Genomic DNA, 26556 nt, shown 5'->3' with positions numbered 1-26556 from the left:
TTCCAGTCACGGGCAAGGGTTGCCGACGCGCTGGTGGATGGCGTCGACCGCCTTCTGCATCTCCTCCGTCCAGCGGACCTCGACCGAAGACAGCGCCATGTCGAGCTGGGCGACGCTGGTGGCGCCGACGATATTCGCGGTCACAAAAGGCCGGCTCGTCACGTACGCGTTGGCGAAGAGCGCCGGCTCCATGCCGAAGGAGCGCGCCAGCTCACTGTATTGGAGCAGCACTTCCGCCGCATTCGGCGTCTCGTAGCGCTGGCCGCGATTGAAGAGCTGCGTGCGAGAGCCTTGCGGCCGCGCGCCGTGATCATATTTGCCGGTGAGGTAGCCCTGCGCCAGCGGAGAATAAGGTAGAAACGCGATCTCTTCGCGTTGGCAGACTTCGGCCAGGTTCACCTCGAAGGTGCGGTTGACGAGATTGTAGGCGTTCTGCAGCGAGGCGACGCGCGGGCCGACGCCCTTGTCGGACTCGGCCAGGAAACGCATGACGCCCCACGAGCTTTCGTTCGACAGGCCTAAATGGCGGATTTTTCCCGCCTTCACCAGTTCCTCGAAGACAGCTAGCGTCTCGGCGATCGGCGTCTCGTCCGCCGGCGCTCCGACAGCATCGGCCCGCCGCGCTACCGCCCCGACCCGCGTCGGGTTCGAACCCCAGGGAATGTCCCGGTCCGGCCAATGAATCTGGTAGAGATCGATGTAATCGGTGCGGAGCTTGGCGAGCGACTTCTCGACCGCATCGAAAATGTCGGCGCGCACAAGCTTCGATGGCCGGCCGCCGCGAAACCAGGCGTTGGCCGTGCGGCCGACCACTTTCGAGGCGATGATGACCTTGTCGCGGTTGCCCCTGGTCTTCATCCAACTGCCGATGATCCTCTCGGTCCACCCTTGCGTCTCGGCTTTGGGCGGGATCGGGTAAAGCTCGGCGGTGTCGATGAAATTCACGCCGCGCGAGAAGGCCAGATCCATCTGGGCATGGCCTTCGGCCTCTGTGTTCTGCTGGCCCCAGGTCATCGAACCGAGGCAGATTTGCGAAACAAGGAGGTCTGTCCGACCGAGGCGGCGTTTTTGCATGAAATGTCTCCGGCGGGAGGTGGCGCGCGGCTGCGCGGGGAGGAATTCAAGCATAAGGCATAGGCCGGATTTTCTCCAAGCCGGTCCTGGCGACTTTTGCGTGAATTCGGAAACCGGTTAGCGTCGTGCCGCGGCCAGCGCGCGCCGCTTGGCCTCGTCAATCAGCATGTTGGCCACTTGCATGCGGATCATGGCGCGCTGACGCAGATGCGGGGCGACACGGTCCGGATGGTTGGCGAAGGCGAAGTTGCGTCGAATGCGCCCGAAATCGGTATCCTTCGCAGGGCGATCGAGGCCGAGCTCGCCGGCAATCGATTCAGCGTCGATCGGCGCCAGCTCTTCCTCAGGGCGATGCTCTTCCTCAGCGAGAGCCAGCTTGGCCTGGTCGAGAAGCGCGGCGAACTCGGCGGCAAGGTCGGCGCCCGCTTCGCGGTACTCGGCGGCGACGCTTTCGCCGGCGACCTTGATGCGGCCGGAGTGAAGCTCGTCCGCCACCGACAGATAGTCGAATGGAATCGAGGGCCGGGCGCCCCCGTCTTCGCCCTTCTCGGAAGCGATGATGAGGTCGTCGAGCAACGAAGCGAAATCCAGCTTGTTCCCGGTCCCGATCTCAGCCTCCTCCTGTCGCAACGGCGTTCATTGTTGCCGTCGACCATAGATCGCTGTCGTTAAAAATGAATGCCGACGACATTAACGATTGTGTTGCAGCCGCAGACGCCGGCCGGAAAGATCAAAGCCGCGCTGCATTTGATACCGACCGGCAGGTCGCCAGAGTGGCGAGGAAAAGCCCACCCGCCAGGACCGTGCCGTACGGTCGAGTTTCCGCAAAAGTTTCAGAAGAGAAGCGATTTTGGCGGAAAAAATTCACCAGGCATGGCTGCCATGCGCTTGCTGCACTGCACAATTGTAACAAATCACCTATATTCTCGGCGTGTGGAGGACAAACAAGGGGCTGGAATATGGGGTTCTTCACCGAAATGTTCGCGCGGCCGCGGCCGCAGGAACAACAGCGTTACCGATCGGCGCTCGCGCTGCTGAACGCGATGAGCAACGCCGACCGCGCCGATATCGGCATCAAGCCGGCCGACTTTCCGCGTATCGCCCGCGAGATGTCGATACGCTGATTCAACGATGAAAAAGAGGGTTCTCGGCCGCGCCGGGAAACCTCTCCGTGTTCAGCGTCCCAGGAAAATCGACTTGCCCAGCGGCACGCCATTGTGCCGCAGGATGTCGTATGCCGTGGTGATGTGGAAGTAGAAGTTCGGCATGGCTGCGTCGAGCAGATATTGCAGTCCGGCCATCGAGACCTCGCGTCCGGCAAGCCTCAATTCGATCGTCCGCTCCTCCGACCCGTCCAGATCGGCGGCCGAGAATGTCGCCAGATGATCGAGCGTCTTGGCGATTCGGGCGTGCAGCTCTGCGAAACTGGACTCGTTGTCCTCGTATTTCGGCACTTCGCGGCCGGCGAGCCGCGACGGCGCGCCCTTGGCATGATCGGTGGCGATCTGCACCTGCCGGGTCAGCGCGAACATGTCGGGCGCCAGCCTCGCGCTCAGAAACACCTGCGGGTCAATCTTGCGATCGGCGGCGTTCTGTTCGGCCAGTGACAGCACGCTGGCCAGCGCCTTCAGCCGGGCCGAAAAGACGGCCACGGAAATATCGTACATGGATATGGTCACGTGAGTTATCTCCCCAGGCGGCGTCAGCGCCGCGGGCCGTGAGCTAGCGCTTCCCGGCTCGATTCTTCAAGCAGCCCGTGCGCCCCCGTCACCGCCTCGCCGCAATCGCGGTGGTAGTATTTTCGTTATCGAGCGGAGATTCCCGATGAGACCTGCCCTTATCGCAGCGACTGCCTTGTTCTCCCTTGCGGCCATCGGCCGGTCGGCGCTTGCAGCCGAAGCTCCTTATATCGACGACCGGTCCAGTGCCGAGGCCGTTGTCCGCTCGCTCTACAGCGCGATCAACCGGCATGAATTCGCCCGCGCCTGGGGTTATTTCGGCGACACCAAGCCGGCAAAAGATTTCGACGCCTTCGTTAAAGGCTACGACAGCACCGACACGGTCGAGGTCAAGACCGGCGCGGTATCGGACGAAGGTGCTGCCGGCAGCATCTACCACAGCGTCCCTGTCGCCATCCAGGCCACCGACAAGAAGGGCGAAGCCAAGATCTTTGCCGGCTGCTACACGCTTCGCCAGGTCAACGCGCAGATCCAGGAACCGCCGTTCCAGCCGATCTTTATCGACAAGGGCGCCCTGAAGCCGTCGACTTCGGATTTCCAGGATGCCGTGCCGACAAGCTGCGGCGACGGCCCGCCGCCGCCCAAGAAGGACGAGGCGCTGGAACAGGCCAGGAAGTCGTTCCTCGCCGCCTATGGCGAGCAGTGCGACAAGGAGAACCCGGAAGGCAAGCCGGCCGGCGAGCCGGACGCCTACTCGATCCATTACAAGGACAAGGACGCCGGAGCCGGCGAGCCGGAGCGCGAGACGCGGCTCTTCCGCTTCTTCTGCTCGATGGCCGCCTACAATGAAAGCGCGGTCTATTACATCTATGACGATGTGTCCGGCGTCCGGCAGTTGCAGTTCGCCGCGCCGGAACTCGACATCCGTTACGAGAACAACAACAGCGAAGGCAAGGTCGAGGGCATCCACATCATCGGCTTCCAGACCGACGACCAACTGGTCAATTCCGAATATGACGACAAGACCAAGACGATCACCTCGATGAACAAATGGCGCGGCGTCGGCGACGCTTCATCGACCGGCACCTATCTGTTCCGCCACGGCAATTTCTCGCTGGTGCAGTATGATGTCGATGCGTCCTACGACGGCGAGATCAATCCCGAGACCGTCCTGGACTACAACACGCCGCCTTGATCAGGGCGCTTTCGTCAGCATCCAGTTCAGTGTGCCGCGCCAATCGACCATGCGGATCGGCGTCCCATGCGTGCCGGTCTCGAACCGCACGAAGCGGGCCGGATAGGTCTTCGATTTGGCGAGAATCGAGCGGAAGAAGGCTTCCTGCTTCTCAACCTGGAAAACCACGTCACGGCTGCCCTGGCCGAAGAACACCGGCACGCGGCGCTTGAACGCCGGGCTGGTCAAGAAGCTTTCGTCCCAGAGCGAGCCGAGCAGCAGGAGCCCACTGACGCGGGCGCCAATATCCTTGCGGTCGGCCAGCTTCCAGCAGAGAATGCCGCCCATCGAGCCGCAGGCGACGAAGATTTTCGCGCCGGGCGATGTCTCTGCATAGTGGTCGATCAAAGCCGCGACTTGGGCGGCGCCCTTGTCGCCGAAATCGGGAAAGTCCGGCGAAAGATAAAGACCGCCATTTTCGGCCATCAGATTCTTCAGGCGGTTGAAATTGCCGCCAAAGGTGAAGTCGTCGACGCCCTGCTTGCGGCTGCCGCCCTGCCCGTGCAGGTAAAGGACGATGATGGCGGCACCTTGCGTCTTGCCGACTGCGACATGCCGGACATCGCCGACATCGGTCTTCAGCATCAAGTCCTGCTGCATCTTGCGCACGCCGGGGTCGATATATTGGGCATGCACACGCCTTTCAGGCACCTCGTCGCGCTGATTGATGTCGCGCATCTCGCGATAGTCGAGCACCGTATAGGCACCGTTGTCGCCGCTCGACAGCGTCGCCGGGTAGGCGAAAAGCTCGTCCTTGAAGGGTTTCAGCGACAACGTCTGGCCCTCGGCGGCAGAGAGCGAAAAAGCTGTTGCGGCGAGCAAAGTGAGGAAAGTTCGGCAGCGCAAAGACATTCCGAAGCCATGCGAAATTCGGCTTCGGTTTGTCAATCCTGCAGCACGCCGCCCGCGCCTTCCAGCGCCTCGCGCGTATCGACGTCGATCGAAGCGCCCTGCCCGATTTCGACATCGATGACGTCGAGCCCTTCGGCCTCGACCAGATGGCGCGCGCCTGTATCGCCTTCGAGCTGCGCGACGGCGGCAAAGAGCGACCGCGGCAGCAGCACCGGGTTGCCGCGTTTACCGTGATGCGCCGCGCGCACCACGGCGCGGCCCCCGGATCGGCGGAACGCATCGATCAGGCTATCGAGATCCTTAGACGAGATACCAGGCATGTCGCCGAGCACGATCATGGCGCCGGCCGCGTCGGGCGCGACCCGCGCGATGCCCGCCTTAAGCGACGAGGCCAACCCGTCGGCGAAGTCCGGATTGTGGGCAAGCGTGATATCGAGACCTGAGAGCGCCGAGCGCACCCGCTCGCGCTGATGGCCGGTGACGACGATGGCGTTGGCCGCTTTCGATCCCAGCGCCCGCTCGGCGGTGCGCCGCACCAGCGGCTTGCCGTCGAACAGCGCCAGCAGTTTGTTCGGCCCGCCCATGCGGCTGGAGCGCCCGGCGGCGAGAAGCACGATGTCGACCCTCGGCTCCGCTTTTGCCGACTGCGACGGCAGCGGCTCGCGCGGCTGCGGCCTGCACGGGATTTCCATCAACAGGCCTCCGACGCCCATGCCGGCAATGTCGCCCGCCGTCACGTCAAGCCCGGCGATCAGCCGGTCCAGCACCCAGTCGAAACCGTTTTCCTTCGGGCTGCGGGCACAGCCGGGCGCGCCGATGACGCGCTTGCCGTCGAGCGTACCGAGCACCAGCAGATTGCCGGGATCGACCGGCATGCCGGCTCGAATGACTTTGCCGCCCGCCTTCTCGATCGCGGCAGGGATGACATCGGCGAAATCGGCCAGCGCCGAGGCGCCGAAGATCACCACCATGTCGTTGTCGCGCGCCAGCGCGCTTGCTGCTTCCGCAACAAGCGTCACGTCATGCGGCGTGCGCCGCTCCGCCTTCAGCCGGCCGCCGAAGCGCGCCAGCCGCGCCTCGGTGACCCGCAGCGTCTTGTCGAGCACGCTCGGCTTCAAGCCGGGCAGCGTCGTCTGGATGACGCCGACATTGACCGGGCGATAGGCGTTGACGGCGCAGATTTCGCCGCCGGCGCAAATCCTGGCCACCGCATCGACTAGGCTCGCAGCGACGGCAAACGGAATGATCTTCACCGTCGCCACCATCTGGCCCGCCTCGACAGGCGCGTGCTGCGCCAGGGTAGCGATGGTGATCGCCGGGTCGATGGCATTGATGGCGTCGATCATCTTGGCGTCGACGGTGAAGACGCCTGCGGCTTCGGCATGCAAGTTCACGCGTCCCGTTGCAGCGGGCTTCGTCTCCACGTTGCGATGGGACATGCTCAACGCGATCTTTTCGGCTGCGGCATCCTCGCCGAGGTCATCGGGAGCCAGAACGGCCACGACGACTTCGCTGATGCCGGCGGCCTTCAGCGCAGCAACGTCCTCGCCGTTCAGCCGATGCGCCTTGCGGAATCGCCGCTCGCCGGCAGTGGTCGCATGCGCCAGCACCGCGCCTTCGGCCTCATCGATCGCGATCGGGCCGAACTTCACGCCACCGCGCCTTTGCTTTCCAGGCCGCGCGAGCGGAAGGCGTGGATGGTTTGTGCCAGCACCGCGACGGCGATCTCGGCCGGGCTCGCGGCGCCGATGTCCAGCCCGATCGGCGCATGGATGCGGGCGATCTGGTCGGCGCTGGCGCCGAGCGCCAGCAGACGCTCGACCCGCTTGGCGTGAGTCTTCCTGCTGCCAAGCGCCCCGACATAGAAGCACCTGGCGTCGAGCGCCGCCTTCAGCGCGAAATCGTCGATCTTGGGATCGTGAGTGACGGCGGCAAGCGCGGTGTAGCTGTCGAGCGGCTGGCGCTTCAGCACATCTTCCGGCCATTCGGCATGCAGCGCCACATCGTGGAAGCGCTCTGGCGTGGCGAAGGCGGTGCGCGGATCGATGATCTCGACCGGATAGCCGGCGATTCTGGCCATCGGCGCCAGCGCCTGGCTGATATGCACCGCTCCGACCACCACCAGGCGCGGGCGCGGCAGATGCGCATTGAGAAAGAAAGTCCGCCCTTCCGCTTCCACCGATCGAGAGATGCCGGTGCGGAACGCACTGGCGATCGCCGCGCCGAGCTCGCCCGCGACGCGGTCGCCTTCACGCACGATGCGGTCGCGGCCGTCACCGAGGTCGGTGACCAGCACCGCGGCGCGCCTGGCGCGGCGCTCTTCGTTCAATGTTTTCAGAACATACGGATCCATCCGCAGTCAACCCAGCCGCTCGACATAGACCTTGATGCGGCCGCCGCAGGACAGCCCCACCTGCCAGGCGGTTTCGTCGGCAACGCCGAACTCCAGCATCCTCGGCTTGCCCGAGCCGATGACGTCGATCGCTTCGGCCACCACCGCGCCCTCGACACAGCCGCCCGACACCGAGCCGTGGAAATTGCCTTCGGCGTCGATGACCAGATGGCTGCCGATCGGGCGGGGGGCCGAACCCCAGGTTTCGACCACGGTCGCGATGGCGACATCCTTGCCGTCCCTCATCCAGCCTTCCGCGATGATCAGGGGATCGCGGGCCTCGTCGAGATAAATGCTCTGGTCCATCGTCGCTTCTCGCAAAGTCTGTTTTCCCGGGGAACGTCCCAGAGGAATATATCGGTGCGAAACATATGGCTACGCGGCCCGCCTGTCGCCAGTTCGCAGCCAGCGCGGGTCAACCGCTGCGGCCGGCCGCTGGTCGAGCGAGGCGCAAGGATCGGCCAGCGCGTCGAGATTGTGCACGGCGCGGAACTCGTCGACACGCGGCAGCATCGCCTTCACGCCACGGGGGCGCGCCTCAAACCCATCAAAGCGCAAGAGCGGTTTTCACAGAACGTGGTAGTCGCGGTTGTGGTAGATCAGCGGCCGCAAATTATCGCCGATGCGCAGGCCTGTCACCTTGCCAAAAAGCACACGGTGGGTGGCCAAATCCTTGGTATCGATGATCTGACAATCGAAGACGGCGAGCGCGCCTTTCAGCGTCGGCGCGCCGGTCGAGATCACGTCCCATTCGCCGAGCGCGAAGCGCTCCTCGGACGGCAGGCCGGTGATGCCGGAAAAGCCGACCGACAGCGCCTCCTGGTCCGAGGCGAGCGTGTTCAGCGCGAAATTGCCGTTCCGGATGAAGGCCTCGTTCTTGGGATTTTCGCGGTTGAGGCAGACAAGCACGGCGGGCGGCGTATCCGAGACCGAGCAGGCGGCAATCACCGTTGCGCCTCGTCTCCCGGCCGGGCCGTCCGTGGTCACCACATGCACATGGCCGGCAAAATGCGCCATCGCATCGCGATAGGCTTGCGGCCCGATGTCATTAATCTTCAGCACCCGATGATCCACCTGCCAAAACGGAAGCTCGTTATATATGGCTGCATATTGTATGACACAAGCGAAGTGCTTGAGCGCAATCCTGAATTCGCGTGTTGCACCGGGATTAGGCAGCCTTTAGGTCTTTGCTGGAATAGTGCCGGAACAATACTCCCGGCACGGAGGACCTCTTCGCCCGAATGCGCCTTCTCACGACGACTTTAGCCGCGCTGCTTTGGCTGGCCGCGAGCGTCCATGCCGAGACGCTGGTTGGCGTCGCCGCACCGCTGTCGGGGCCGTCGGCGATCCTCGGCAAGCAGATTGAGTCGGGGACCGGGCTGGCGGCGGAGGCCGAAGGCGTCGCCGTCCAAACCGTTGACGACGCCTGCACTGCCGATGGCGGTGCAGCGGCTGCCAGGCAGTTCGTGGATGCCAAGGTCAACATCGTTGTCGGTTTTCTGTGCACCGAAGCGATCGAGGCGGCGCTGCCGATCCTGAAGGATGCCAACATTCCGGTCATCGCGATCGGCGTGCGCACCGAGAGCCTGACCGACCGCCGCGCCAAGACGGGCTGGCCGGTCTACCGGCTTGGCCCGCGCGGCGACGACGAACGCAATGCGGTGGCCACGATCCTCACTCGGCTCTGGCAGAACGAATTGTTCGCCGTTATCGATGACGGCACCATCTATGGCCGAGAGATCGCGGAGACTTTCCGCGCGGCCGCCGAGCAGGCGGCGCTGAAACCGGTCTTCGTCGACACGTTCCGGCCGCAGCTCGACAACCAGATTGGGCTGATCGGCCGCCTGAAGAAAGCGGGGGCTACGAAAGTGTTTGCCGGCGGCGACGGCGACGACATCGCCATCATGGGGCGCGACGCTGCCTCGCTCAATGCTGGCATCACCTTCGCCGGCGGCGAGACGCTGCGCACGCCACCCGGCGATGTGCCCTATGCGGCCGGCACACTGATGATCGCGCTGCCGGAGTGGGCAGAAGTCGCGGACCCCAAGGTCGTGCAGGCCTTTGGCGAAAGGAAGATCGTGACCGACGGCTACACGCTGCCGGCTTATGCCGCGGTGGAGATCGCCAAGGCGGCAGCGGTCGACGCAGAAAGCTCCGGCAAGCCGCTCGCCAAGACGCTGACCGACCATGATTTCGCGACCGCTATCGGCACCGTCCGCTTCGACGAAAAGGGCGATCTCAGCCAAAACCCATTCCGCGCCTTCCGCTTCGACGGCACCCATTTCGTGCCGCTGGAGGAAAACTGATGTTCCGCACCGGTCCACGCAACCTGATCACCGACGTCGCCGGACTCACCGTCGGCAATGCTGCTGACGCCACGCTGAAGTCCGGCGTCACGGTAGTGCTTTGCGAGGAGCCGGCGGTGGCCGGAGTCCAGGTGCTGGGTGGCGCACCAGGCACACGTGAGACCGACCTGCTCGAGCCGCAAAACTCGATCGCGACCATTCACGCAGTCGTGCTGTCCGGCGGCTCGGCCTTCGGCCTCGATGCCGCTTCCGGCGTCCAGGCGGCGCTGCGGGAGAAAAACATCGGCGTCGATGTGGGTGGTTTTCGCGTGCCGATCGTGCCGGCCGCGATCCTCTTCGACCTGCGCAATGGCGGCGACAAGGATTGGGGCCGCTATCCGCCCTATCGCGAGCTTGGCTACGAGGCGGCTCAGGCGACAACGACCGATTTCCCGCTCGGTACGGTCGGCGCCGGTACCGGCGCGCTGACTTCCGGTCTGAAGGGCGGGCTGGGTTCGGCCTCGACGATGCTCGACAGCGGCGTCACCATCGGCGCGCTCGCCGCCGTCAACCCGACCGGTTCGGTGACGGTCGGACGCAGCCGCCATTTCTGGGCCGCTCCCTTCGAGATCGGCGATGAATTCGGCGGCTTGGGTTATCCCGACCCGATACCGGAAGACGCCAGGAAGATACTCTTGAAGTACCGCGACAGGCGCGCAGGGGAACAGCCAGAGGGCGCCAGCACGACGATTGCCGTCATTGCCACCGATGCCGTGCTTTCCAAGTCGGCCGCCAAACGGCTGGCGATTTCGGCGCATGACGGATTTGCCCGCGCCATCTGGCCGACGCACACACCGGCCGACGGCGATCTCGTCTTTGCGCTCGCGACCGGCAGGAGCGGCATCGAACTCAGCGCCGATGCAGCGATCGATCTCTATGCCGCAGCGGGGTCTACGATGGCCCGCGCCATCAGCCGCGGCGTCCACGCGGCGACGCCGGCCGACGGCGATCTCTTTCCGGTCTGGTCGTCCCGCTAGAGTTCTGGACGCCGGTCAGGTCGGGTCGGACTTCTCTTCCTCGAACGTCACCGCGACTTCCGAATTCGCCGAGAGCCAGACCTTCTTTCCTTCGATCTCCGCGACCAGAGCCAGCGGAACATAATGGTGGTGGCCTTTGTGCGAGCCCATGCCGCTGTCGGCCTTGGTCAGCTTGATGCGCTGCCCCTCGACCTTGTCGACGGTGCCGACATGGACGCCATCGGCGCCGACTACTTCCATATGCTCGCGTATCTTGCTGAGATCGGTGGTCATGCTGGTCCCTCCGGTGGGTGGCCGCGCGTCCCTGTCGGCCGCCCACAATAACAAACGGCCGCCGGATTGGATGCATCGAGCGGCATGTCTTGTTCACCATGGCGTGATAGCCATGATGCCAATGAGACAGGGAGCATTGCCAACACCACGCAAGGCGAACCGCTTTTCGCCGCGAAACGTGGCCCAGTGACCGTAACGTCGCTGCAGCCGGCCTCCTTGCGTCTGCGCCTGGCAAACCGCCTGCGCGACGCTCTGCCATCGGCAAGCACGGCAATTGTCGGCGCCCTGCTGTGGGGGCTTGCGATGGCGGCGAGCACTTTCCTCAATCTGTATTATTGGGAGACGCCGGACAGCGCCCGCTTCGTCGTGCTGCTTTATGCGCTCGGCGGCGCGCTTGCTTTTTCGGTCGGGCTGACGTTCGCCGCACTGGTATCGCGCGGCCGCCACTGGGAAACCGCGCTCGCCGCAGCTTTCGTATGCCTGCTTGGCGCGACGCTCGCTTTCACCGGCGGGCTGTTTGCCCTGCAATACCGTTCTTACTACGCCGAGTGGCACGCGCCGGCCTTCACGCGGACCTGGGCGTCTGAGTTCGTGTTCACGGTCCTCGCCGCGCTCTACCAGTTCGTCGTCCTGGGCGTCGGCTCTATTTTCCGTTCGGCTTTGCCGTACTTGCCGCCGCCAGCATCTGGTTTGCACGCCGGCGGCGTTGAGCATTGAGCCGGCCTCTGTTAGGACGCGGCCAAAGCTTCTCCCAGCAGGACTAAGAAACCATGATCCCTCGCTATTCCCGGCCGGAAATGGTCGCCATCTGGTCGCCCGAAACCCGGTTCCGCATCTGGTTCGAGATCGAGGCTTATGCCTGCGATGCGCTGGCCGAGCTCGGCGTCATCCCGAAGGAAGCCGCCAAGACCATCTGGGAAAAGGGCGGCGCGGCCAAATTCGACGTCGATAAGATTGACGAGATCGAGCGCGTCACCAAGCACGACGTGATTGCATTCCTGACCCATCTCGCCGAATTCGTCGGACCGGACGCTCGCTTCATTCACCAGGGCATGACCTCGTCGGACGTTCTCGACACGTGTCTTGCGGTGCAATTGACACGCGCCAGCGACATTCTGCTTGCCGACATTGACGCGCTGCTTGTGGCCCTGAAGCGCCGCGCCTTCGAGCACAAGGATACCATCACCATCGGCCGCAGCCACGGCATCCATGCCGAGCCGACCACCTTCGGCGTCAAGCTCGCGCTGGCCTATGCCGAATTCTCGCGTTGCCGCGAGCGGTTGCTGCACGCGCGCGAAGACATCGCCACCTGCGCCATCTCGGGCGCGGTCGGCACATTCGCCAACATCGATCCCTACGTCGAAGAGCATGTGGCGAAGAAACTCGGCCTGAAGCCGGAACCGGTCTCGACTCAGGTCATCCCGCGAGACCGCCATGCGATGTTCTTCGCTACGCTCGGCGTGATCGCCTCGTCGGTCGAGCGCCTGGCCGTCGAGATCCGGCATCTGCAGCGCACCGAGGTGCTGGAAGCGGAAGAATATTTCTCGCAGGGACAAAAGGGCTCGTCGGCGATGCCGCACAAGCGCAACCCGGTGTTGACCGAGAATCTCACCGGCCTTGCCCGCATGGTCCGCTCCTACGCCATGCCGGCCATGGAGGATGTGGCGCTGTGGCACGAGCGCGATATCTCGCACTCCTCGGTGGAGCGCATGATCGGACCGGACGCGACGGTGACGCTCGACTTCGCCTTGGCACGCCTGACCGGTGTCGTCGATAAGCTGCTCGTTTACCCCGAGAACATGGAGAAGAACCTCAACAAGTTCCGCGGCCTGGTGCATTCGCAGCGCGTGCTGCTGGCGTTGACCCAGGCTGGCGTGTCACGCGAGGATGCCTATCGCCTGGTGCAGCGCAATGCCATGAAGGTATGGGAGCAAGGTGCTGATTTCCTTGAGGAACTGCTTGCCGACAAGGACGTGACAGCGGCACTGCCCGAGGCCGAGATCCGCGAGAAGTTCGACCTCGGCTATCACACCAAGCATGTCGACACGATCTTCAAGCGGGTGTTTGGACAGGCCTGAGTCCGGGGGAAGGCCCGCTAGCGTGGCGCAGCCTAATCAGGCCTTGCCAGGCACCGTCCTGATCACCGTGCCCCAGGGATCTTCACGCGTCGTCTCGGCCTTCACGTTGTCCGAGCGCATTTCGACCCAGGCGAGGCCCGAGCGGGAGGGATCGCGGCGGCCGGCGCCGGCGCTGCGCCAGGAATTGGCACCGATATGGTGGTGGTAGTGGCCGGAGGACAGGAACACCGCCTGACCGCCATATTTGGCGACCGTGTCGAAGCCGAATTCGTCATGCCACCACGCTTCGGCGTCTTCCGGACGCCCGACGCGCAGGTGGACATGGCCGACAATGGTGTTTTCCGGCGCTCCCTGCCAGCCGGCGTCACCGACGGGCACGCTGGCGACGACCGCGGGGAGATTCAGCCGCTCGGTCGACATTGCGATCTTGTCGCCGTTCCATTTCCAATCCTGCGGACGGCGATCGGCGTAGATCTCGATGCCGTTGCCTTCAGGGTCGGTGAGGTAGAGCGCCTCGCTGACCAGATGGTCCGAGGCGCCTTCGATGCCGATCCGGTTGGCGGCGGCATGGCTGATCCACCGGCCGAGATCGGCGCGCGACGGCAGCAGGAACGCAGTATGGAACAGGCCGGCGCTGCGCGGGTCGTCAGGCTTGGCCGAGGCATCCTGCTCCAGCACCAGCAGCGGGCGGCCCGCGGCGCCGAGGGTGATCGCGCCATCGGCGCGGCTCAACTCCTGCAGGCCGACGACGGCACGATAATAGGCGGCAAGGTTTTCGGCATCGCGCGCCTTCAACCCGACACGCGCGACGCTGACCGGGGTGGTCGCGGCAAAAGGCAGTTCGCTCATCACACTCTCCGTTCGGGCGCCGATCTCACGATGGGCAGTCGCTCCGACGTTTATTATTCATTCCTGTTCCCTCTCCAGATCGTTCATCACCATCGTTCACACAAGGTTGAAAGAATCGAACACGTTGTTCACCCTTGTGATGCCACTGCATTCCACCGGCCGGTTGCATCAGACAGGGGCGCTCGCTACATCGGCGCCATGAAAGTCAAGGACGCCGATATCCTCATCATACCCGGCTACACCAACTCCGGTCCCGAGCATTGGCAGACCCGCTGGCAGTCGAAATTGTCGACGGCACGCAGGGTCGAACAGGCCGAGTGGACGAAACCCGTGCGCGAGGACTGGACGGCAAGTGTAGCGAAAGCTGTCAACGAGGCCGAGCGGCCGGTGGTCATCGTCGCGCATTCGCTGGGTGTGGCGGCGGCGGTGCAGGCGATCCCGCAATTCCAGAAGCCGGTCGCGGGCGCCTTCTTCGTGGCGCCCCCTGATGTCGCCAATCCGGAGATCAGGCCGAGGCACCTGATGACCTTCGGGCCCTATTCGCGCGATCCCCTGCCCTTTCCGTCGATCGTGATCGCCAGCCGCAACGACCCGTTCTGCGCCTTTGAGGTTGCCGAGGACATCGCCGCCGCCTGGGGTTCGCTGTTCATCGACGCCGGCGACGCCGGCCATCTCAACCAGGACGCGGGCTTCGGCCCCTGGCCGGAGGGATCGATGACTTTCGCCAAGTTCCTGACGGAATTGAAGGAGCCTTGAAACGCCGGCGCCTCAGGCGCCGATCGAATCCCGCATGCTCTTCAGCAGCGTCCTGGCTCCGAGCGAGATCAGCGTGTGGTCAGAACCCATGGCGAGCAGCCGATAGCCCATCGACACGACGCGGCCGGCCACGGCCGGCTCGATGACATAGATCGCGGCGTGCTTGCCTGCCTTGCGCGTCCGCTCGGCGATCGAGGCGACCGTCTCCATCATGCTTTCCAGCGTCGAATTGACGGTGGTGCCGTTCGACCAGGCGATCGAGAAATCCGACGGCCCGACGAAGATGCCATCGATGCCGGGCGTCTCGAGGATGCCGTCCAGCGCCTCGAACGCCGCACGCGTCTCGACCATGGCAAAGGCCATGGTGCGCTGGTTCGAGTCGCGCAGCCACTCGGCATGGTCGCCCTTCCCATGGCGCGGGAAGGCATAGGTCGGGCCCCAAGAACGCTCGCCCATCGGCGGATACTTCATCGCTGCGGCGAACTGCCTGGCGTCGTCTACGGAATTGACCATCGGCGCGATCACCGCCTCGGCGCCGAAATCGAGCGCCCGGCTCGCCATGTCGAAGCGCCCGACCGGGATGCGCACCAGCGCCGGCTTGTTGGCCGCAAGCACCGGCACCAGGCCGCGTAGAACGCTGTCCTCGTGGTGGCCGCCATGCTGCATGTCGAGGGTAACGGCATCAAAGCCCTGCTTGGCGATGATCTCTACCGTCAGCGCGTCCGGCACGCCGGACCAGGCGGTGAACAGCGTTTCGTCGGCGGCCAGGCGGGACTTGAGCGACATCGGAACTTCCTTGGTAACGATCCGCAGTCTCAGCCGGAAACGGCGGCAAGGCAAAGAAAACCGCCCCGCGGGGCCCGGGGGGGGATTGGTTCCAACGATTTTTACGTGTTCTTGACCTGCTCGATCGCCTGCGCCATCAGCTCGTCCATGGTGCGGCGGATCTGATGGTCCGACTGGTTGACGCCCGCGGCGTCGAAGTCCTCGCGGATTTTGCGGAAGACGTCATGGTCGCCGGCCTCCTCGATGTCGGAGACGACTACCGCTTTGGCATAGGCCTCGGCATCGGCTCCGCTCTTGCCCAGCTTTTCGGCGGCCCACAGGCCGAGCGCTCTGTTGCGGCGCGCCGAGGCCTTGAAGCGGAGCTCCTCGTCGAAGACGAATTTGCGCTCGAAGCCCTCTTCGCGGTCTTTCATGCTGCTCATGCGTCCCTCCGATCAAATCGATTCGCTTGGCTATGAATATGTGTGCTTACCCAGCACAAACCAAAAGGTCGCGGGCCGGTCAATATGCAACGTCCCATGCTGCGCTGCGGCATTTCGGTTCCGAAAGCGGTTGATCGGCTGGATTTGCCGATTGAGCAAACATTACGATTGCTATAGACACCGGCATTGAACGCACCCGTCGCCACAACTAATTTAGGCAGACGGACAGGAACTGGTCGCTTGCCGCCTGCCCGCCAATCCAGAGAAAAAATCAGATGAAAAATCGCCGCCGCATTTACGAAGGCAAGGCCAAGATCCTCTATGAAGGACCTGAGCCCGGGACGCTGATCCAGTTCTTCAAGGATGACGCCACCGCCTTCAACAAAAAGAAACATGAGGTGGTCGACGGCAAGGGCGTGCTCAACAACCGCATCTCCGAGCACATTTTCAATCACCTCAATCGTATGGGCATCCCGACCCATTTCATCCGCCGGCTGAACATGCGCGAGCAGCTGATCAAGGAAGTCGAGATCATCCCGCTCGAGGTGGTGGTGCGCAACGTGGCCGCCGGCTCGCTCGCAAAGCGCCTGGGCATCGAGGAAGGCACGGTTCTGCCGCGCTCGATCATCGAATTCTACTACAAGGCCGATGCGCTGGACGACCCGATGGTGTCGGAAGAGCACATCACCGCCTTCGGCTGGGCCAGCCCGCAGGAGATCGATGACATCATGGCGCTTGCTATCCGCGTCAATGACTTCCTCTCCGGCCTGTTCCTGGGCGTCGGCATCCAGCTTGTCGACTTCAAGATCGAGTGCGGCCGCCTGTTCGAGGGCGACATGATGCGCATCGTTGTCGCCGACGAGATCTCGCCGGATTCCTGCCGGCTGTGGGACGTCGCCACTCAGGACAAGCTCGACAAGGACCGCTTTCGCCGCGACATGGGCGGCCTGGTCGAGGCCTACCAGGAAGTGGCCCGCCGCCTCGGCATCATGAACGAGAACGAGCCGCCGCGCCCGACAGGCCCGGTGCTCGTTGCCTCTTCCGAGCCCTCGAAGAGCACGAAGCACTGACAGCCAGCGCGGGCCTGCCGGAAACGGCGCGCCCGCCCTCCGCACTACCGATCACTCAGGAGTATCGATGAAAGCCCGCGTCACCGTCACCCTCAAGAACGGAGTTCTCGACCCGCAGGGCAAGGCGATCGAGCACGCGCTCTCAGGGCTGGGCTTCGACGGCGTCGGCCAGGTGCGGCAGGGCAAGGTCTTCGACATCGAGCTCACCGGAACCGACAAAGCCAAGGCCGAAGCCGACCTCAAGGCCATGTGCGACAAGCTTCTGGCGAACACGGTGATTGAGAATTATAGTGTGGCTATTACCTGAGGTTGCAGCGCAGAGGTTATGCCTGAAGCCACCAGCGATTTGATGTACAGGCTCCTGAAGCGCGTGTATCACCAGCGAACTCGCCGAAAACCAGAGGCCCTACGACCCAAATGAAATCAGCCGTCGTACTCCTCCCCGGTCTCAACCGTGACCGCGACATGATCGCGGCTCTGACCAAGATTTCCGGTCAGGCGCCGGCGACCGTCTGGCAGACCGATACCGAAATCCCGGATGTCGACCTGATCGCCATTCCCGGCGGCTTTTCCTTCGGCGACTATCTGCGCTGCGGGGCGATCGCCGCGCGCATGCCGGTGATGCGGGCAGTGGCCGAAAAGGCGGCCAAGGGTGTCATGGTCATCGGCGTCTGCAACGGCTTCCAGATCCTGGTCGAGGCGGGGCTGCTCCCCGGCGCCCTGATGCGCAACGCCTCGCTGAAATTCGTCTGCCGACACGTGAAGCTCGAGATCGCTAACGCGAACACGATGTTCACCCGCGGCTATCAGCCCGGCCAGATCATTCGCTCACCGGTCGCGCATCACGACGGCAACTATTTCGCCGACGCCGAAACGCTGGCCCGCCTCGAAGGCGAAGGCCAGGTGGTGTTCCGCTATGCCGAAGGCACCAATCCCAACGGCTCGATCAACGACATCGCCGGCATAGTCAGCGAGAAGGGCAATGTGCTCGGTCTGATGCCGCACCCAGAGAACCTGATCGAGGCGGCACACGGCGGCAGCGACGGCCGGGCGCTGTTCGAAGGCGCGCTTGGCATCGCCGCTTGATCCTTTCAGACGATTCCTTCAGACCATTCTTTCAGACGAACGGGGCGGCCTGACCATGAGACTGACGATTACTCGCCTTGCTCTCCTGGCCGCCGCCGGATTTGCGCTCGCCTCTTGCCAGTCCGGCTCGAAGACCACGCCGCCCCCCTCTGGCAAGAGCGCTTCCCTGCTTGCCATGGAGCAGGTCGCCATCGCCGCTCACAAGTGCTGGATCGCCAGCAAGGACCCGGCCTTCAAGCCCTATCAGATGGCCAACGAGCTCAACTCCTACAGCGGCACGCCGCGCTTCCTGCTGGTGCCCGCCAAGCACTATGGCGGCAAGCCGCTGCTGGTCGTGCAAGCACAAGGCAATTCCCGCAAAGTGGACGTGTTCGGGCCGTTGATGGCCGAACCGCTGGGCGCGCGCATAGGCTCCGACATCGCGCGCTGGCAGGCCGGCAATTCATCCTGCGCCGCTGCCGCGTGACTCGGCCGTAGCCCACTTCCTGCAAATGCAGGATTGACGGTCGGCTTTTCGCGCTCGTCAATCAACATACCATCGAAGCTCTGTTCGCGGTCGATGTATGCCCAAACCGCGCAGCGATTTGACATGCATCGCAACAATCAAGGGCGTCGCGACGCGCTTAGTCCCAGAACGGCCTGATACCTTCGCGATGGGCGTCGCAGCGCGAAATGCCGATGTCCTTGAGCTGCTCGTCGGTCATCTCCAAGAGCGCAAGGCGTCCGCGACGGCGTTCCAGCATGCGGTCGATTTGCCTGGCGATGGCACGAAGCACGAATACGACCCGGTCAACGAACCCGCGGCGCCCCGACGGGCGGCCGTGCAACTCGGCGCTGTCATAACGGAATGTATCAATTGTATTCATCTTGCGATCAACCAATTCTATCAATTGTACTCTAGCTACCCGCGTTCTCATATCGATTGACTCGTCTCGCGATGCAATATAAAAAATTGTCACCATGACAAATTGGCTCCCAGACCTCGCTTCCGGTTCCGGCCCTCTCTATCAGCGCCTTGCTGACAGCATTGAGTCAGATATCGACAAGGGCGTCATCGATGCGGGTGCAAAACTGCCGCCGCAGCGCGACCTCGCCTACGACATTGGCACTACGGTCGGCACGGTCGGCCGGGCCTATCAGTTGCTGCGCGAGCGCGGGCTGGTGAGTGGGGAGGTCGGGCGCGGCACCTATGTGCTCGCGCAACGCGCGGAAAGCCCCAAGCCCGAGCTGCAGCCCGCCGCGCTCGGAACGCGGCTCATCGATGCGCCCAGCGGCAAGCTGCGCTTCGACAGCACCGCCGCCCCCGATGTCGGACAAGGCGCATTGATTGCCGAACTGCTGGCGCGGACGGCGGAGGAGCACCCCCACGACATTTCAAGCTATACCAGGGATTTCCCGGATCGCTGGTTCGAGGCCGGCGGCCTTTGGCTCAAGCGCAATTCCTTTCACCCCTCGCCCGATTCGATCGTGCCGACGCTTGGCACCCATGCGGCGGTGATGGCGGCGATCGCGGCGCTCACCACGCCTGGCGACACGATCGTCTTCGAGCATCTCACCTATTCGCAGATCTCGCGCAGCGCAGGTCTGATCGGGCGCCGTACCGCGCTGGTCTCGGCGGACGATGAAGGTCTCGATCCCGACGATTTCGAACGCGTCTGCGCGCAGAAACACCCGAAGATGATGTTCGCGATGCCGACGGCGAAGAACCCGACGCAGGTTACGCTGTCGGCGGAGCGGCGCCAGGCGATCGCGCGTATAGCGCGCGAGTACAATGTCGTCCTGATCGAGGATGATCTTTATGGCGAATTGACCGACGATCCGACGCCACTGCTCGCCGAATACGCCCCTGAGCGCACGATCGTAGCCGGCGGCCTGTCGAAGTCGGTCGCGGCCGGCGTGCGCGGCGGCTGGCTGTCCTGCCCGCCCGCCTACCGCCACCGCATCCGCGTGGCGCACAAGATGATGACCGGCGGGCTGCCCTTTCTGCTGGCGGAGGTCGGAACAAGGCTGGTGATGTCCGGCCAGGCCAGCGATATCCGCAAGCGCTGCATTGCCGAGATCCAAGCTCGTCTCCATGTCGTGCGCGAGACGCTGGCTGGCTTTGACTTCAAGGCGCGGGACAATGTGCCCTTCGTCTGGCTCACCTTGCCGGATCCTTGGCTCTCAGGCACCTTCAAGAATGCCTGCCTGGCGCAGGGCTTGCTCATCGACGACGAGGACGAGTTCAAGGCCGGTCGTTCGGAGCAAGTCTTCCACGGCGTCCGCTTCGGTGTTTCGCAACCCCGGCAAAGTAAGGACGTCGCCGGTGGCGTCGCGGTCATCCGCCGCCTGCTCGACGAGGGCCGCGCCGGCTACGACAGTTTTTCCTGACCAGTCCTTTCCCAAGCGCCTCGCGCTACCGGCCGGTGCCGGCGCAGCGATTTTGCGGCGTTTTCGTCGTGCTTTGGGGGTGTATCGCTCGAAAGCTTGCGATAAGAGGAGACTCAGAAAAGCCCCCTCTCCCACGGATACCAATCGCCGCTCATGACCATATCCAATTCCGTGCCGATCACCCCCGAGCTCGTCGCCGCGCATGGGCTGAAGCCCGACGAATACCAGCGCATCCTCGATCTGGTTGGCCGCGAGCCGAGCTTCACCGAGCTCGGCATCTTCTCGGCGATGTGGAACGAGCACTGCTCCTACAAGTCTTCCAAGAAATGGCTGCGCACGCTGCCCACCAGCGGCCCGCGGGTTATCCAGGGGCCGGGCGAGAATGCCGGCGTAGTCGACATTGGCGACGGCGACTGCGTCGTCTTCAAGATGGAGAGCCACAACCACCCCTCCTATATCGAGCCCTATCAGGGAGCCGCGACCGGCGTCGGCGGCATCCTGCGCGATGTCTTCACCATGGGCGCGCGACCGGTTGCGGCGATGAACGCATTGCGCTTCGGCGCGCCTGACCATCCCAAGACCCGGCACCTGGTTGCTGGAGTCGTTTCCGGTGTCGGCGGCTACGGCAATTCGTTCGGCGTGCCGACCGTCGGCGGCGAGGTCAATTTCGACGCCCGCTACAACGGCAACATCTTGGTCAACGCCTTCGCGGCCGGCCTCGCCAAAACCAACGCCATCTTTCTGTCGCAGGCCAAGGGCGTCGGCCTGCCGGTCGTCTATCTCGGCGCCAAGACCGGGCGCGACGGCGTCGGCGGCGCCACCATGGCCTCGGCCGAGTTCGACGACAAGATCGAGGAGAAGCGGCCGACCGTACAGGTTGGCGACCCCTTCACCGAAAAGTGCCTGCTGGAGGCCTGCCTCGAGCTGATGGCGTCGGGCGCGGTCATCGCCATCCAGGACATGGGCGCCGCCGGCCTGACCTGCTCGGCGGTCGAGATGGGCGCCAAGGGCGATCTCGGCATCGAGCTCGACCTCGACAAGGTGCCGGTGCGCGAGGAGCGCATGAGCGCCTACGAGATGATGCTGTCGGAAAGCCAGGAGCGCATGTTGATGGTGCTGCGCCCCGAGAAAGAGGAGGAAGCCGAGGCGATCTTCCGCAAATGGGGCCTCGACTTCGCCATCGTCGGCAAGACCACCGACGACCTGCGCTTCCGCGTGCTGCACCATGGCGACGAGGTCGCCAACCTGCCGATCAAGGAACTGGGCGACCAGGCGCCGGAATATGATCGCCCCTGGGTCGAAACGAAGAAGCCGGCGTCGCTTGCAGCGAACGACGCGCCCAAGGCCGACGTCGCTGACGCGTTGCTCACGATGCTGGGCGGACCGGACCTCTCTTCGCGCCGCTGGGTGTGGGAGCAGTATGACACGCTGATCCAGGGCAATTCGCTGCAGCTCCCAGGCGGCGATGCCGGCGTGGTGCGCGTCGAAGGCCATCCAACCAAGGCGCTCGCCTTCTCTTCCGACGTCACGCCGCGCTATTGCGAGGCCGACCCGTATGAGGGCGGCAAGCAGGCCGTCGCCGAATGCTGGCGCAACCTGACGGCAACGGGCGCCCTGCCGCTTGCCGCCACCGACAATCTTAATTTCGGCAATCCGGAGCGGCCGGAGATCATGGGCCAGTTTGTCGGAGCGGTTAAGGGTATCGGCGACGCCTGTCGCGCGCTCGGCTTCCCGATCGTCTCCGGCAATGTCTCGCTCTACAACGAAACCAATGGCCGCGGCATCCTGCCGACGCCGACCATCGGCGGCGTCGGGCTGATCGCAGATTGGTCGAAGATGGCCCGCGTCGGCTTTGCCGCCGAGGGCCAGATGATCGTGCTGGTCGGCGCGCCGCCGACATGGGGCAGCCATCTCGGCCAATCGGTCTATATGCGCGACATCCACGGCCGCGCCGACGGTTCGCCGCCGCCCGTCGACCTCGAACATGAAAAGCGCGTCGGCGACCATGTGCGCGCGCTGATCGCTTCCGGCATCGTGACTGCCGCGCACGATGTCTCCGACGGCGGCCTTGCCGTGGCGCTGGCCGAAATGGCGATGGCATCCGGCATCGGCGCCACCATTCCCGGTCTCACCGGGACCGATCCGATCCCGGTCTGGTTCGGCGAGGACCAAGGACGTTATCTCCTGACCTTGTCGATCGACCCGCAAAGCGGCGAATGGGACAGGATCCGCGCGGAGCAGGGCAAGCTCGGCATCTTCGCGCCGTGGATCGGCACGACCGGTGGCGACATGCTGAAGCTCGGCGAGGCGCGTGCCGTTCCGGTCAGCGAATTGACCGCCGCCCATGAGGGCTGGTTCCCGCGCTTCATGGATCAGGCCATTTGACCAGGCTGGCGGTCCGGGCGCTGCTTGCAGCGGTTTTCTGGCCGTCGCTGTTCTTTTTCTGGTTCCTCGGCCCGTTCGTCTTTCTGCTGCTGTCGACGACCTCGAGCGAGGTCTGTCCAAGGCTCGAAACGCGAGCCGAGTTCCTTGCTGCGGCGAACGGCGCAATCCCGTTGCTGGCCGCTCAGGACCTCGTCTACGCCATTCCTGTTTTGTGCCTGGTGCTGTGGCAGCGCCTTTTGCCGGAGCCGGCTCGGGCAAGGCATATCGTCACTTGCGTCAAGCTCTTCGCCATTGCAACCGCCATCGGAGCGCTTTGGGCGTATGGTTCTTCGCTTATGTGCGATGGCTACGGCCGGCCGTTTTTCTCCCCGGTCTGGCAGTGGACGAGCTACTTGCCGATGGTCGGTATCGCGATAAACGTGCCGCTCTACGTGCTGACCTTCAGCCTCGGTCGCGCCTACTCGACGCGCGAGGATGTGTCCGCCGGCGACGCGGCTCAGCCGGATCGGAATGTCCCGTGAAGCCTCGGTCACGGATGGAACCGCTTCAATCCGGACCGGAAAGGCTCTACGCTTATCCCCGACTCTCATCGCACGGGCTGCGCCCGCTCGAAAACAGGATTTCTGCCATGGCAATGGATGCGCACGACATCGAACGACTGATCAAGGAAGGCATTCCGGACGCCAAGGTGACAATTCGCGATCTGGCTGGTGACGGCGACCACTACGCTGCCGAAGTGGTGGCCGAGAGCTTCCGCGGCAAAAGCCGCGTCCAGCAGCACCAGATGGTCTATGACGCGCTGAAAGGCAATATGGGCGGCGTGCTGCATGCGCTCGCCCTGCAGACCAGCGTTCCGGACTGAGTGTTGACGCCGCGGTTGTTCAGATCTTTACCAGCATCGCCGTGAGGTACATGAAGCCGACCCCGGCTGTAAGCCCGGCCATCGCAGCCGGTGCGAGCAAGGCGCGCGAGCCATCGGGGCGCTGGCGAAGCTGCAGCGAAACCATCTCGACGATCACTTGCAGGATCGCTCCGGCGCCGATCGCCAGCGCCAGCGCCGACCATTGTGGCGCATAGGCGAGGCTGCCGATCCATAGGCCGACGACGGCTGGACCTCCCGCGAGCAGCGTCAACATGGCGAAGGTCCTGAGCGGCGGTTGCTGCTTCAGGATCGGGGCGGCGATGGCGATGCCTTCGGTGATGTTGTGCAAGGTGAAGCCAAGCACCAGGAACGTGCCGAGCCCGGCTGCGCCCGAGACGAAGGCGGCGCCGATCGCCAGCCCTTCGCCGAGATTGTGCAGGCCGATGCCGAGTGCGATGAAGGTGGCAAGCGCCAGCCCGGTCGGTGTCCCGCTGCGCCGGCCTGCCGCCATGAGCAGAAGGAAACTGGCGGTGGCTGCGAGTACGATCATGGTCGACCCCTGGAACAGGGCGGCTGCTTCGCCGGCCAGTTCGAACGCGTCCTCGAGCGTGTCGACGAAAAGGAAGGCGAGCAGACCGACGGTCATCGACAGGAGAAAATCCATGCCGTTCCGCCCGACCCCGCGTAGTGCCGGATAGAACATCAGGCCGATCGCCACGGGCAGGATGCCGACAAAGCCGCCCAGCACCGCTTGCGCGGCAAAGCTAGGTGAACTGCGCGTCGGTGTGGGTACGGCGACGGCGATATCGTGCCCGAATGTTGTCCCGGTACTGGTTACGACATTGATCGCATGCGCCTCCCCCAGCACCCAGGGGTATGGCAGGCTGATCCATGCCGTTGCGCCGCGCGGGATCGGCCCCGGCGGATCCTGCGTGAACTGCCAGTAAGCGTCGTCGACCTGGACCTGTGCGATCGTCATCGGTTCCGACCCACCGGCCCGCACGAGGATTCGAATGCCGTCGTTTCCGATAATTGTCCGCTCGAAGGTCAGGTTCTCGACCGGCGGCGCGCCGTTGCGAAAGCTGGCCAACGGGTCGGAAGAGACCATCCACGCAACCGCGAGCCCGAGTACGGCGAGCGGCAGTACTATCCAGAGCAGAGAGAGCCAGCGCGGCCGACCGGCCTGTGTATCCCGGGAGGTGCTACTGACATCGGTCACGACAAGGCCTCCACGACGTCGAACATGCCCGACCAGCCGAGTTCGGTAAACTCCGACTGGTGGGGATGGAACATGTAGAGGCCTGGCTCGTGCTCCCTGAAATGGAACTCGAGGATACCGCGCTCGGCCTGGCACTGGGTGATCAGATCGACGGTCCTGAGTGTCGGCGTCAGCGTCGTGCCCTGATTGTAGTAGTCGAAGAAATTGGCATGCAGATGGAAGGAGTTGATCGGGTCGAACTCGACCACGTTCACGAGATAGATCCGGACAGGCTTGTCCTTCAGCACCCGTATCGGCTTCTTCGCGTAGGCATGGGCGACGGTGTTGACGGCATAGACCTCGTTCTCGTTGTCGAAATTGGTGTCGAAGGCGTTCATCACCATTACGAATTCCTGCCAGCCGGCATTCTCCGGCGTGCCGAGCAGGCGCGAGCGGGCGACCGCCTCGTGCTCCGGATGCCTGGCGGGATCGGGATCGATGATGAAGGCGCCGTACATACCTTTCTGGATGTGCCGCTTCAGCGGCAGCGCATGGCAATGATAGAGGTGGCAGCCGAACGGCCTGGCATCGAACTCGTAGACGAACTCCTCGCCCGGCCCGATCAGACCGGCGCCGGGAACGCCGTCCATCCGGGCTGCGTGAATGCCGTGGAAATGCATGGAATGCGGATGCGAGCCGTTGTTGCGGAAGACGATCTTCAAGCGATCGCCTTCGGTCGCCCGCAGCGACGGCCCCGGCACGCGGCCATTATAGGTCCAGGCGGGGAACAGGATGCCGGGCGCGATCTCGATCTCCTTGTCCTCGGCCGTGACCTCGAAGCTGCGCAGTGTCCGCCCGTCCGACAGCGTCGACACCGTCCCGGTCTCCCAGTCGCTCAGCAGCTTCACTGGATCGAATCCGTTGCGGCTATCATCGACCTCGCCGACGGTGATCATCGCCCCATGCGCGGACAGGTGCGCCGGCTGCGGTTCGGCCGCCCCTGGCGTTCCGTGACCGGCGTGGTCGGTCTGCCCGCGCGCCGCGGTCGCCATCACCGCCGTGCCGCCGGCCGCCAGGCCACCGGCCAGAAGCAGCCTTCGATCGAGCTTTTGTTCCAGCAGCGATTTCGTTTCGCGCATATCCGCGTTCCTCCAAGGCACTGGCAAGGATAGCGCATGCTTCAAGATTTAGCTATAGCTATAATTCTGGCGCGTGCGCACCTGGGAAACCGTCAGCGGCACCGAGACAAGAGAACCGGCCTGCCGGCCCGCTTGTGGGAAGAGTTCCGGCTGGCGGATTTGGCCCAATGGCGGACCAAAGCTTTGCGCCATTTCGGGTGCGTCGCGGCTAACGTCTTGTTTCAGCCAACCTATGGGTTTATTTGATGGACATGCTTCGAGCCTGACTCCCACAGGCGTGAAAGGATTCCCCATGAGCGGCATCAACGACTACATCGACAGCGAAGTGAAGAGCAACGACGTCGTGCTCTTCATGAAGGGCACCCCCGGCTTCCCGCAGTGCGGGTTCTCCGGCCAGGTGGTGCAGATCCTCGACTATGTCGGGGTCGACTACAAAGGCGTGAACGTGCTGACCTCGGCCGAGCTGCGCCAGGGCATCAAGGACTATTCCAACTGGCCGACCATTCCGCAGCTCTACGTCAAGGGCGAGTTCGTCGGCGGTTGCGACATCGTGCGCGAGATGTTCCAGGCCGGCGAGCTGCAGGATTTCCTGGTCGAAAAAGGCGTCAGCGTCAAAGGCGCCGCCTGATTTGAGCTCGCGCTGGCCGGCCCAGCCGGCTGCGCCGTGACATCCGGGGCCGCCCCACCTCGGCACTTTGGCTTTCGAACTCGAGAACGAGACGAATTGAT

General features: G+C 64.0%; 31 protein-coding genes and 1 pseudogene. 16 read left to right on the top strand and 16 right to left on the bottom strand.

The window, feature by feature from the left end:
- Positions 1–6 precede the first annotated feature (6 nt).
- Both P9228_RS15800 and P9228_RS15795 read right to left on the bottom strand, forming a co-directional pair.
- Complete coding sequence (locus P9228_RS15800; RefSeq protein ID WP_067328473.1) at positions 7–1074, bottom strand: aldo/keto reductase; 1068 nt, start codon at positions 1072–1074, stop codon at positions 7–9.
- A gap of 117 nt (positions 1075–1191) precedes the next feature.
- Complete coding sequence (locus P9228_RS15795) at positions 1192–1650, bottom strand: hypothetical protein (RefSeq protein ID WP_278054254.1); 459 nt, start codon at positions 1648–1650, stop codon at positions 1192–1194.
- 383 nt (positions 1651–2033) lie between these two features.
- Between P9228_RS15795 and P9228_RS15790 the strand changes: the two genes are divergently transcribed.
- The gene (locus P9228_RS15790) at positions 2034–2198 is read left to right on the top strand and encodes a DUF1127 domain-containing protein (protein ID WP_082954041.1); all 165 of its coding nucleotides are present in this window, start codon (positions 2034–2036) and stop codon (positions 2196–2198) included.
- 51 nt (positions 2199–2249) lie between these two features.
- On the opposite strand, the gene P9228_RS15785 is transcribed toward P9228_RS15790, so the two are convergent.
- Positions 2250–2753: a DUF1993 family protein gene (locus P9228_RS15785; protein WP_067328353.1), complete on the bottom strand. Its 504-nt coding sequence runs from the start codon at positions 2751–2753 to the stop codon at positions 2250–2252.
- Between the two features lie 145 nt (positions 2754–2898).
- Here P9228_RS15785 and P9228_RS15780 point away from each other — a divergent pair, with 145 nt between their 5' ends.
- A complete protein-coding gene (locus P9228_RS15780) occupies positions 2899–3948 on the top strand; it encodes a DUF1176 domain-containing protein (RefSeq protein WP_278054251.1) in 1050 nt (349 codons plus the stop codon).
- Here P9228_RS15780 and P9228_RS15775 read toward each other — a convergent pair whose 3' ends face one another.
- The 6 genes and pseudogenes from P9228_RS15775 to P9228_RS15750 all read right to left on the bottom strand — a co-directional run bounded on the left by P9228_RS15775 (position 3949) and on the right by P9228_RS15750 (position 8293).
- A complete protein-coding gene (locus P9228_RS15775; protein ID WP_127248025.1) occupies positions 3949–4839 on the bottom strand; it encodes an alpha/beta fold hydrolase in 891 nt (296 codons plus the stop codon).
- Positions 4840–4871: 32 nt separating this feature from the next.
- A complete protein-coding gene (locus P9228_RS15770; protein WP_278054249.1) occupies positions 4872–6491 on the bottom strand; it encodes a molybdopterin-binding/glycosyltransferase family 2 protein in 1620 nt (539 codons plus the stop codon).
- Entirely contained in the window at positions 6488–7192 is a 705-nt protein-coding gene (locus tag P9228_RS15765; protein WP_127216062.1) for an XdhC family protein, read from the bottom strand. Before P9228_RS15765 ends, P9228_RS15770 begins: the two co-directional genes overlap by 4 nt.
- Before the next feature lie 6 nt (positions 7193–7198).
- On the bottom strand, positions 7199–7537 hold the full coding sequence (locus P9228_RS15760; RefSeq protein ID WP_278054247.1) for an XdhC family protein: 339 nt from the start codon (positions 7535–7537) through the stop codon (positions 7199–7201).
- A gap of 69 nt (positions 7538–7606) precedes the next feature.
- A pseudogene (locus tag P9228_RS15755) lies at positions 7607–7795 on the bottom strand (VWA domain-containing protein); the annotation flags it as partial.
- A 3-nt stretch (positions 7796–7798) separates the two neighbouring features.
- Complete coding sequence (locus tag P9228_RS15750) at positions 7799–8293, bottom strand: flavin reductase (protein ID WP_067328468.1); 495 nt, start codon at positions 8291–8293, stop codon at positions 7799–7801.
- Between the two features lie 179 nt (positions 8294–8472).
- Here P9228_RS15750 and P9228_RS15745 point away from each other — a divergent pair, with 179 nt between their 5' ends.
- Both P9228_RS15745 and P9228_RS15740 read left to right on the top strand, forming a co-directional pair.
- Positions 8473–9537, top strand: a complete 1065-nt coding sequence (locus tag P9228_RS15745) for a branched-chain amino acid ABC transporter substrate-binding protein (RefSeq protein WP_278054245.1) — start codon at positions 8473–8475, stop codon at positions 9535–9537.
- Positions 9537–10553: a P1 family peptidase gene (locus tag P9228_RS15740; RefSeq protein WP_278054244.1), complete on the top strand. Its 1017-nt coding sequence runs from the start codon at positions 9537–9539 to the stop codon at positions 10551–10553. Before P9228_RS15745 ends, P9228_RS15740 begins: the two co-directional genes overlap by 1 nt.
- 15 nt (positions 10554–10568) lie before the next feature.
- Here the strand turns inward: P9228_RS15740 and P9228_RS15735 are convergent, their stop codons facing one another.
- Positions 10569–10826 carry a DUF2171 domain-containing protein gene (locus P9228_RS15735; RefSeq protein ID WP_278054242.1) on the bottom strand — a complete coding sequence of 86 codons (258 nt, stop codon included), beginning with the start codon at positions 10824–10826 and terminating at the stop codon, positions 10569–10571.
- 66 nt (positions 10827–10892) lie between these two features.
- On the opposite strand from P9228_RS15735, the gene P9228_RS15730 reads away from it, so the two are divergent.
- Both P9228_RS15730 and purB read left to right on the top strand, forming a co-directional pair.
- Entirely contained in the window at positions 10893–11543 is a 651-nt protein-coding gene (locus P9228_RS15730) for a hypothetical protein (RefSeq protein ID WP_347404294.1), read from the top strand.
- A gap of 53 nt (positions 11544–11596) precedes the next feature.
- Positions 11597–12904 (top strand): adenylosuccinate lyase, encoded by a 1308-nt coding sequence (gene purB, locus P9228_RS15725; protein WP_278054240.1) that lies wholly within the window; start codon positions 11597–11599, stop codon positions 12902–12904.
- Positions 12905–12940: 36 nt separating this feature from the next.
- On the opposite strand, the gene P9228_RS15720 is transcribed toward purB, so the two are convergent.
- On the bottom strand, positions 12941–13753 hold the full coding sequence (locus P9228_RS15720) for a VOC family protein (RefSeq protein WP_095780610.1): 813 nt from the start codon (positions 13751–13753) through the stop codon (positions 12941–12943).
- A gap of 198 nt (positions 13754–13951) precedes the next feature.
- Between P9228_RS15720 and P9228_RS15715 the strand changes: the two genes are divergently transcribed.
- On the top strand, positions 13952–14509 hold the full coding sequence (locus P9228_RS15715) for an alpha/beta hydrolase (protein WP_067328331.1): 558 nt from the start codon (positions 13952–13954) through the stop codon (positions 14507–14509).
- Between the two features lie 12 nt (positions 14510–14521).
- Here the strand turns inward: P9228_RS15715 and P9228_RS15710 are convergent, their stop codons facing one another.
- Together P9228_RS15710 and P9228_RS15705 are read right to left on the bottom strand one after the other, a co-directional pair.
- Positions 14522–15295 carry an HpcH/HpaI aldolase/citrate lyase family protein gene (locus tag P9228_RS15710; RefSeq protein WP_095779612.1) on the bottom strand — a complete coding sequence of 258 codons (774 nt, stop codon included), beginning with the start codon at positions 15293–15295 and terminating at the stop codon, positions 14522–14524.
- Positions 15296–15396: 101 nt separating this feature from the next.
- The gene (locus P9228_RS15705) at positions 15397–15717 is read right to left on the bottom strand and encodes a DUF1476 domain-containing protein (RefSeq protein ID WP_066995175.1); all 321 of its coding nucleotides are present in this window, start codon (positions 15715–15717) and stop codon (positions 15397–15399) included.
- Positions 15718–15992: 275 nt separating this feature from the next.
- On the opposite strand from P9228_RS15705, the gene purC reads away from it, so the two are divergent.
- From purC to P9228_RS15685, 4 genes are all read left to right on the top strand, one after another.
- Complete coding sequence (gene purC, locus P9228_RS15700) at positions 15993–16787, top strand: phosphoribosylaminoimidazolesuccinocarboxamide synthase (RefSeq protein ID WP_040969563.1); 795 nt, start codon at positions 15993–15995, stop codon at positions 16785–16787.
- Between the two features lie 67 nt (positions 16788–16854).
- Positions 16855–17094, top strand: a complete 240-nt coding sequence (gene purS, locus P9228_RS15695) for a phosphoribosylformylglycinamidine synthase subunit PurS (protein WP_066995172.1) — start codon at positions 16855–16857, stop codon at positions 17092–17094.
- Positions 17095–17204: 110 nt separating this feature from the next.
- Entirely contained in the window at positions 17205–17873 is a 669-nt protein-coding gene (gene purQ, locus P9228_RS15690) for a phosphoribosylformylglycinamidine synthase subunit PurQ (RefSeq protein ID WP_067328327.1), read from the top strand.
- A 55-nt stretch (positions 17874–17928) separates the two neighbouring features.
- The gene (locus P9228_RS15685) at positions 17929–18339 is read left to right on the top strand and encodes a hypothetical protein (protein WP_278054238.1); all 411 of its coding nucleotides are present in this window, start codon (positions 17929–17931) and stop codon (positions 18337–18339) included.
- A 157-nt stretch (positions 18340–18496) separates the two neighbouring features.
- On the opposite strand, the gene P9228_RS15680 is transcribed toward P9228_RS15685, so the two are convergent.
- Entirely contained in the window at positions 18497–18739 is a 243-nt protein-coding gene (locus P9228_RS15680; protein ID WP_095827990.1) for a DUF1127 domain-containing protein, read from the bottom strand.
- Between the two features lie 94 nt (positions 18740–18833).
- On the opposite strand from P9228_RS15680, the gene P9228_RS15675 reads away from it, so the two are divergent.
- The 4 genes from P9228_RS15675 to P9228_RS15660 all read left to right on the top strand — a co-directional run bounded on the left by P9228_RS15675 (position 18834) and on the right by P9228_RS15660 (position 23490).
- On the top strand, positions 18834–20243 hold the full coding sequence (locus tag P9228_RS15675; protein WP_278054237.1) for a PLP-dependent aminotransferase family protein: 1410 nt from the start codon (positions 18834–18836) through the stop codon (positions 20241–20243).
- Between the two features lie 153 nt (positions 20244–20396).
- Complete coding sequence (gene purL, locus P9228_RS15670; RefSeq protein ID WP_095800845.1) at positions 20397–22628, top strand: phosphoribosylformylglycinamidine synthase subunit PurL; 2232 nt, start codon at positions 20397–20399, stop codon at positions 22626–22628.
- Positions 22625–23149 carry a hypothetical protein gene (locus P9228_RS15665; RefSeq protein WP_067328318.1) on the top strand — a complete coding sequence of 175 codons (525 nt, stop codon included), beginning with the start codon at positions 22625–22627 and terminating at the stop codon, positions 23147–23149. The genes purL and P9228_RS15665 overlap by 4 nt, the downstream gene beginning before the upstream one ends.
- A 107-nt stretch (positions 23150–23256) precedes the next feature.
- On the top strand, positions 23257–23490 hold the full coding sequence (locus tag P9228_RS15660) for a BolA family transcriptional regulator (RefSeq protein WP_023674714.1): 234 nt from the start codon (positions 23257–23259) through the stop codon (positions 23488–23490).
- A gap of 19 nt (positions 23491–23509) precedes the next feature.
- Here P9228_RS15660 and P9228_RS15655 read toward each other — a convergent pair whose 3' ends face one another.
- Positions 23510–24709 (bottom strand): ZIP family metal transporter, encoded by a 1200-nt coding sequence (locus tag P9228_RS15655; RefSeq protein ID WP_278054236.1) that lies wholly within the window; start codon positions 24707–24709, stop codon positions 23510–23512.
- Complete coding sequence (locus tag P9228_RS15650) at positions 24706–25827, bottom strand: multicopper oxidase domain-containing protein (protein WP_127241474.1); 1122 nt, start codon at positions 25825–25827, stop codon at positions 24706–24708. The genes P9228_RS15655 and P9228_RS15650 overlap by 4 nt, the downstream gene beginning before the upstream one ends.
- A gap of 292 nt (positions 25828–26119) precedes the next feature.
- Here P9228_RS15650 and grxD point away from each other — a divergent pair, with 292 nt between their 5' ends.
- The gene (grxD, locus tag P9228_RS15645; RefSeq protein ID WP_066995148.1) at positions 26120–26455 is read left to right on the top strand and encodes a Grx4 family monothiol glutaredoxin; all 336 of its coding nucleotides are present in this window, start codon (positions 26120–26122) and stop codon (positions 26453–26455) included.
- The last annotated feature ends 101 nt before the right edge of the window (positions 26456–26556 follow it).

It is taken from the genome of Mesorhizobium sp. WSM4898, assembly GCF_029625845.1.
GTDB lineage: Bacteria > Pseudomonadota > Alphaproteobacteria > Rhizobiales > Rhizobiaceae > Mesorhizobium.
This window is presented reverse-complemented; position numbering and strand designations above follow the sequence as displayed.

Bases quoted from the DNA above. Each gene is read 5' to 3' on its own strand.
- P9228_RS15790 (WP_082954041.1), top strand. From the start codon at position 2,034: ATGGGGTTCTTCACCGAAATGTTCGCGCGGCCGCGGCCGCAGGAACAA.
- P9228_RS15740 (WP_278054244.1), top strand. From the start codon at position 9,537: ATGTTCCGCACCGGTCCACGCAACCTGATCACCGACGTCGCCGGACTC.
- P9228_RS15765 (WP_127216062.1), bottom strand. From the start codon at position 7,192: ATGGATCCGTATGTTCTGAAAACATTGAACGAAGAGCGCCGCGCCAGG.
- P9228_RS15720 (WP_095780610.1), bottom strand. From the start codon at position 13,753: ATGAGCGAACTGCCTTTTGCCGCGACCACCCCGGTCAGCGTCGCGCGT.
- P9228_RS15800 (WP_067328473.1), bottom strand. From the start codon at position 1,074: ATGCAAAAACGCCGCCTCGGTCGGACAGACCTCCTTGTTTCGCAAATC.
- P9228_RS15705 (WP_066995175.1), bottom strand. From the start codon at position 15,717: ATGAGCAGCATGAAAGACCGCGAAGAGGGCTTCGAGCGCAAATTCGTC.
- purS (WP_066995172.1), top strand. From the start codon at position 16,855: ATGAAAGCCCGCGTCACCGTCACCCTCAAGAACGGAGTTCTCGACCCG.
- P9228_RS15775 (WP_127248025.1), bottom strand. From the start codon at position 4,839: ATGTCTTTGCGCTGCCGAACTTTCCTCACTTTGCTCGCCGCAACAGCT.
- P9228_RS15660 (WP_023674714.1), top strand. From the start codon at position 23,257: ATGGCAATGGATGCGCACGACATCGAACGACTGATCAAGGAAGGCATT.
- P9228_RS15680 (WP_095827990.1), bottom strand. From the start codon at position 18,739: ATGAATACAATTGATACATTCCGTTATGACAGCGCCGAGTTGCACGGC.
- purB (WP_278054240.1), top strand. From the start codon at position 11,597: ATGATCCCTCGCTATTCCCGGCCGGAAATGGTCGCCATCTGGTCGCCC.
- P9228_RS15715 (WP_067328331.1), top strand. From the start codon at position 13,952: ATGAAAGTCAAGGACGCCGATATCCTCATCATACCCGGCTACACCAAC.
- P9228_RS15650 (WP_127241474.1), bottom strand. From the start codon at position 25,827: ATGCGCGAAACGAAATCGCTGCTGGAACAAAAGCTCGATCGAAGGCTG.
- grxD (WP_066995148.1), top strand. From the start codon at position 26,120: ATGAGCGGCATCAACGACTACATCGACAGCGAAGTGAAGAGCAACGAC.
- P9228_RS15745 (WP_278054245.1), top strand. From the start codon at position 8,473: ATGCGCCTTCTCACGACGACTTTAGCCGCGCTGCTTTGGCTGGCCGCG.
- purL (WP_095800845.1), top strand. From the start codon at position 20,397: ATGACCATATCCAATTCCGTGCCGATCACCCCCGAGCTCGTCGCCGCG.
- P9228_RS15780 (WP_278054251.1), top strand. From the start codon at position 2,899: ATGAGACCTGCCCTTATCGCAGCGACTGCCTTGTTCTCCCTTGCGGCC.
- purC (WP_040969563.1), top strand. From the start codon at position 15,993: ATGAAAAATCGCCGCCGCATTTACGAAGGCAAGGCCAAGATCCTCTAT.
- P9228_RS15685 (WP_278054238.1), top strand. From the start codon at position 17,929: ATGAGACTGACGATTACTCGCCTTGCTCTCCTGGCCGCCGCCGGATTT.
- purQ (WP_067328327.1), top strand. From the start codon at position 17,205: ATGAAATCAGCCGTCGTACTCCTCCCCGGTCTCAACCGTGACCGCGAC.
- P9228_RS15760 (WP_278054247.1), bottom strand. From the start codon at position 7,537: ATGGACCAGAGCATTTATCTCGACGAGGCCCGCGATCCCCTGATCATC.
- P9228_RS15675 (WP_278054237.1), top strand. From the start codon at position 18,834: ATGACAAATTGGCTCCCAGACCTCGCTTCCGGTTCCGGCCCTCTCTAT.
- P9228_RS15710 (WP_095779612.1), bottom strand. From the start codon at position 15,295: ATGTCGCTCAAGTCCCGCCTGGCCGCCGACGAAACGCTGTTCACCGCC.
- P9228_RS15735 (WP_278054242.1), bottom strand. From the start codon at position 10,826: ATGACCACCGATCTCAGCAAGATACGCGAGCATATGGAAGTAGTCGGC.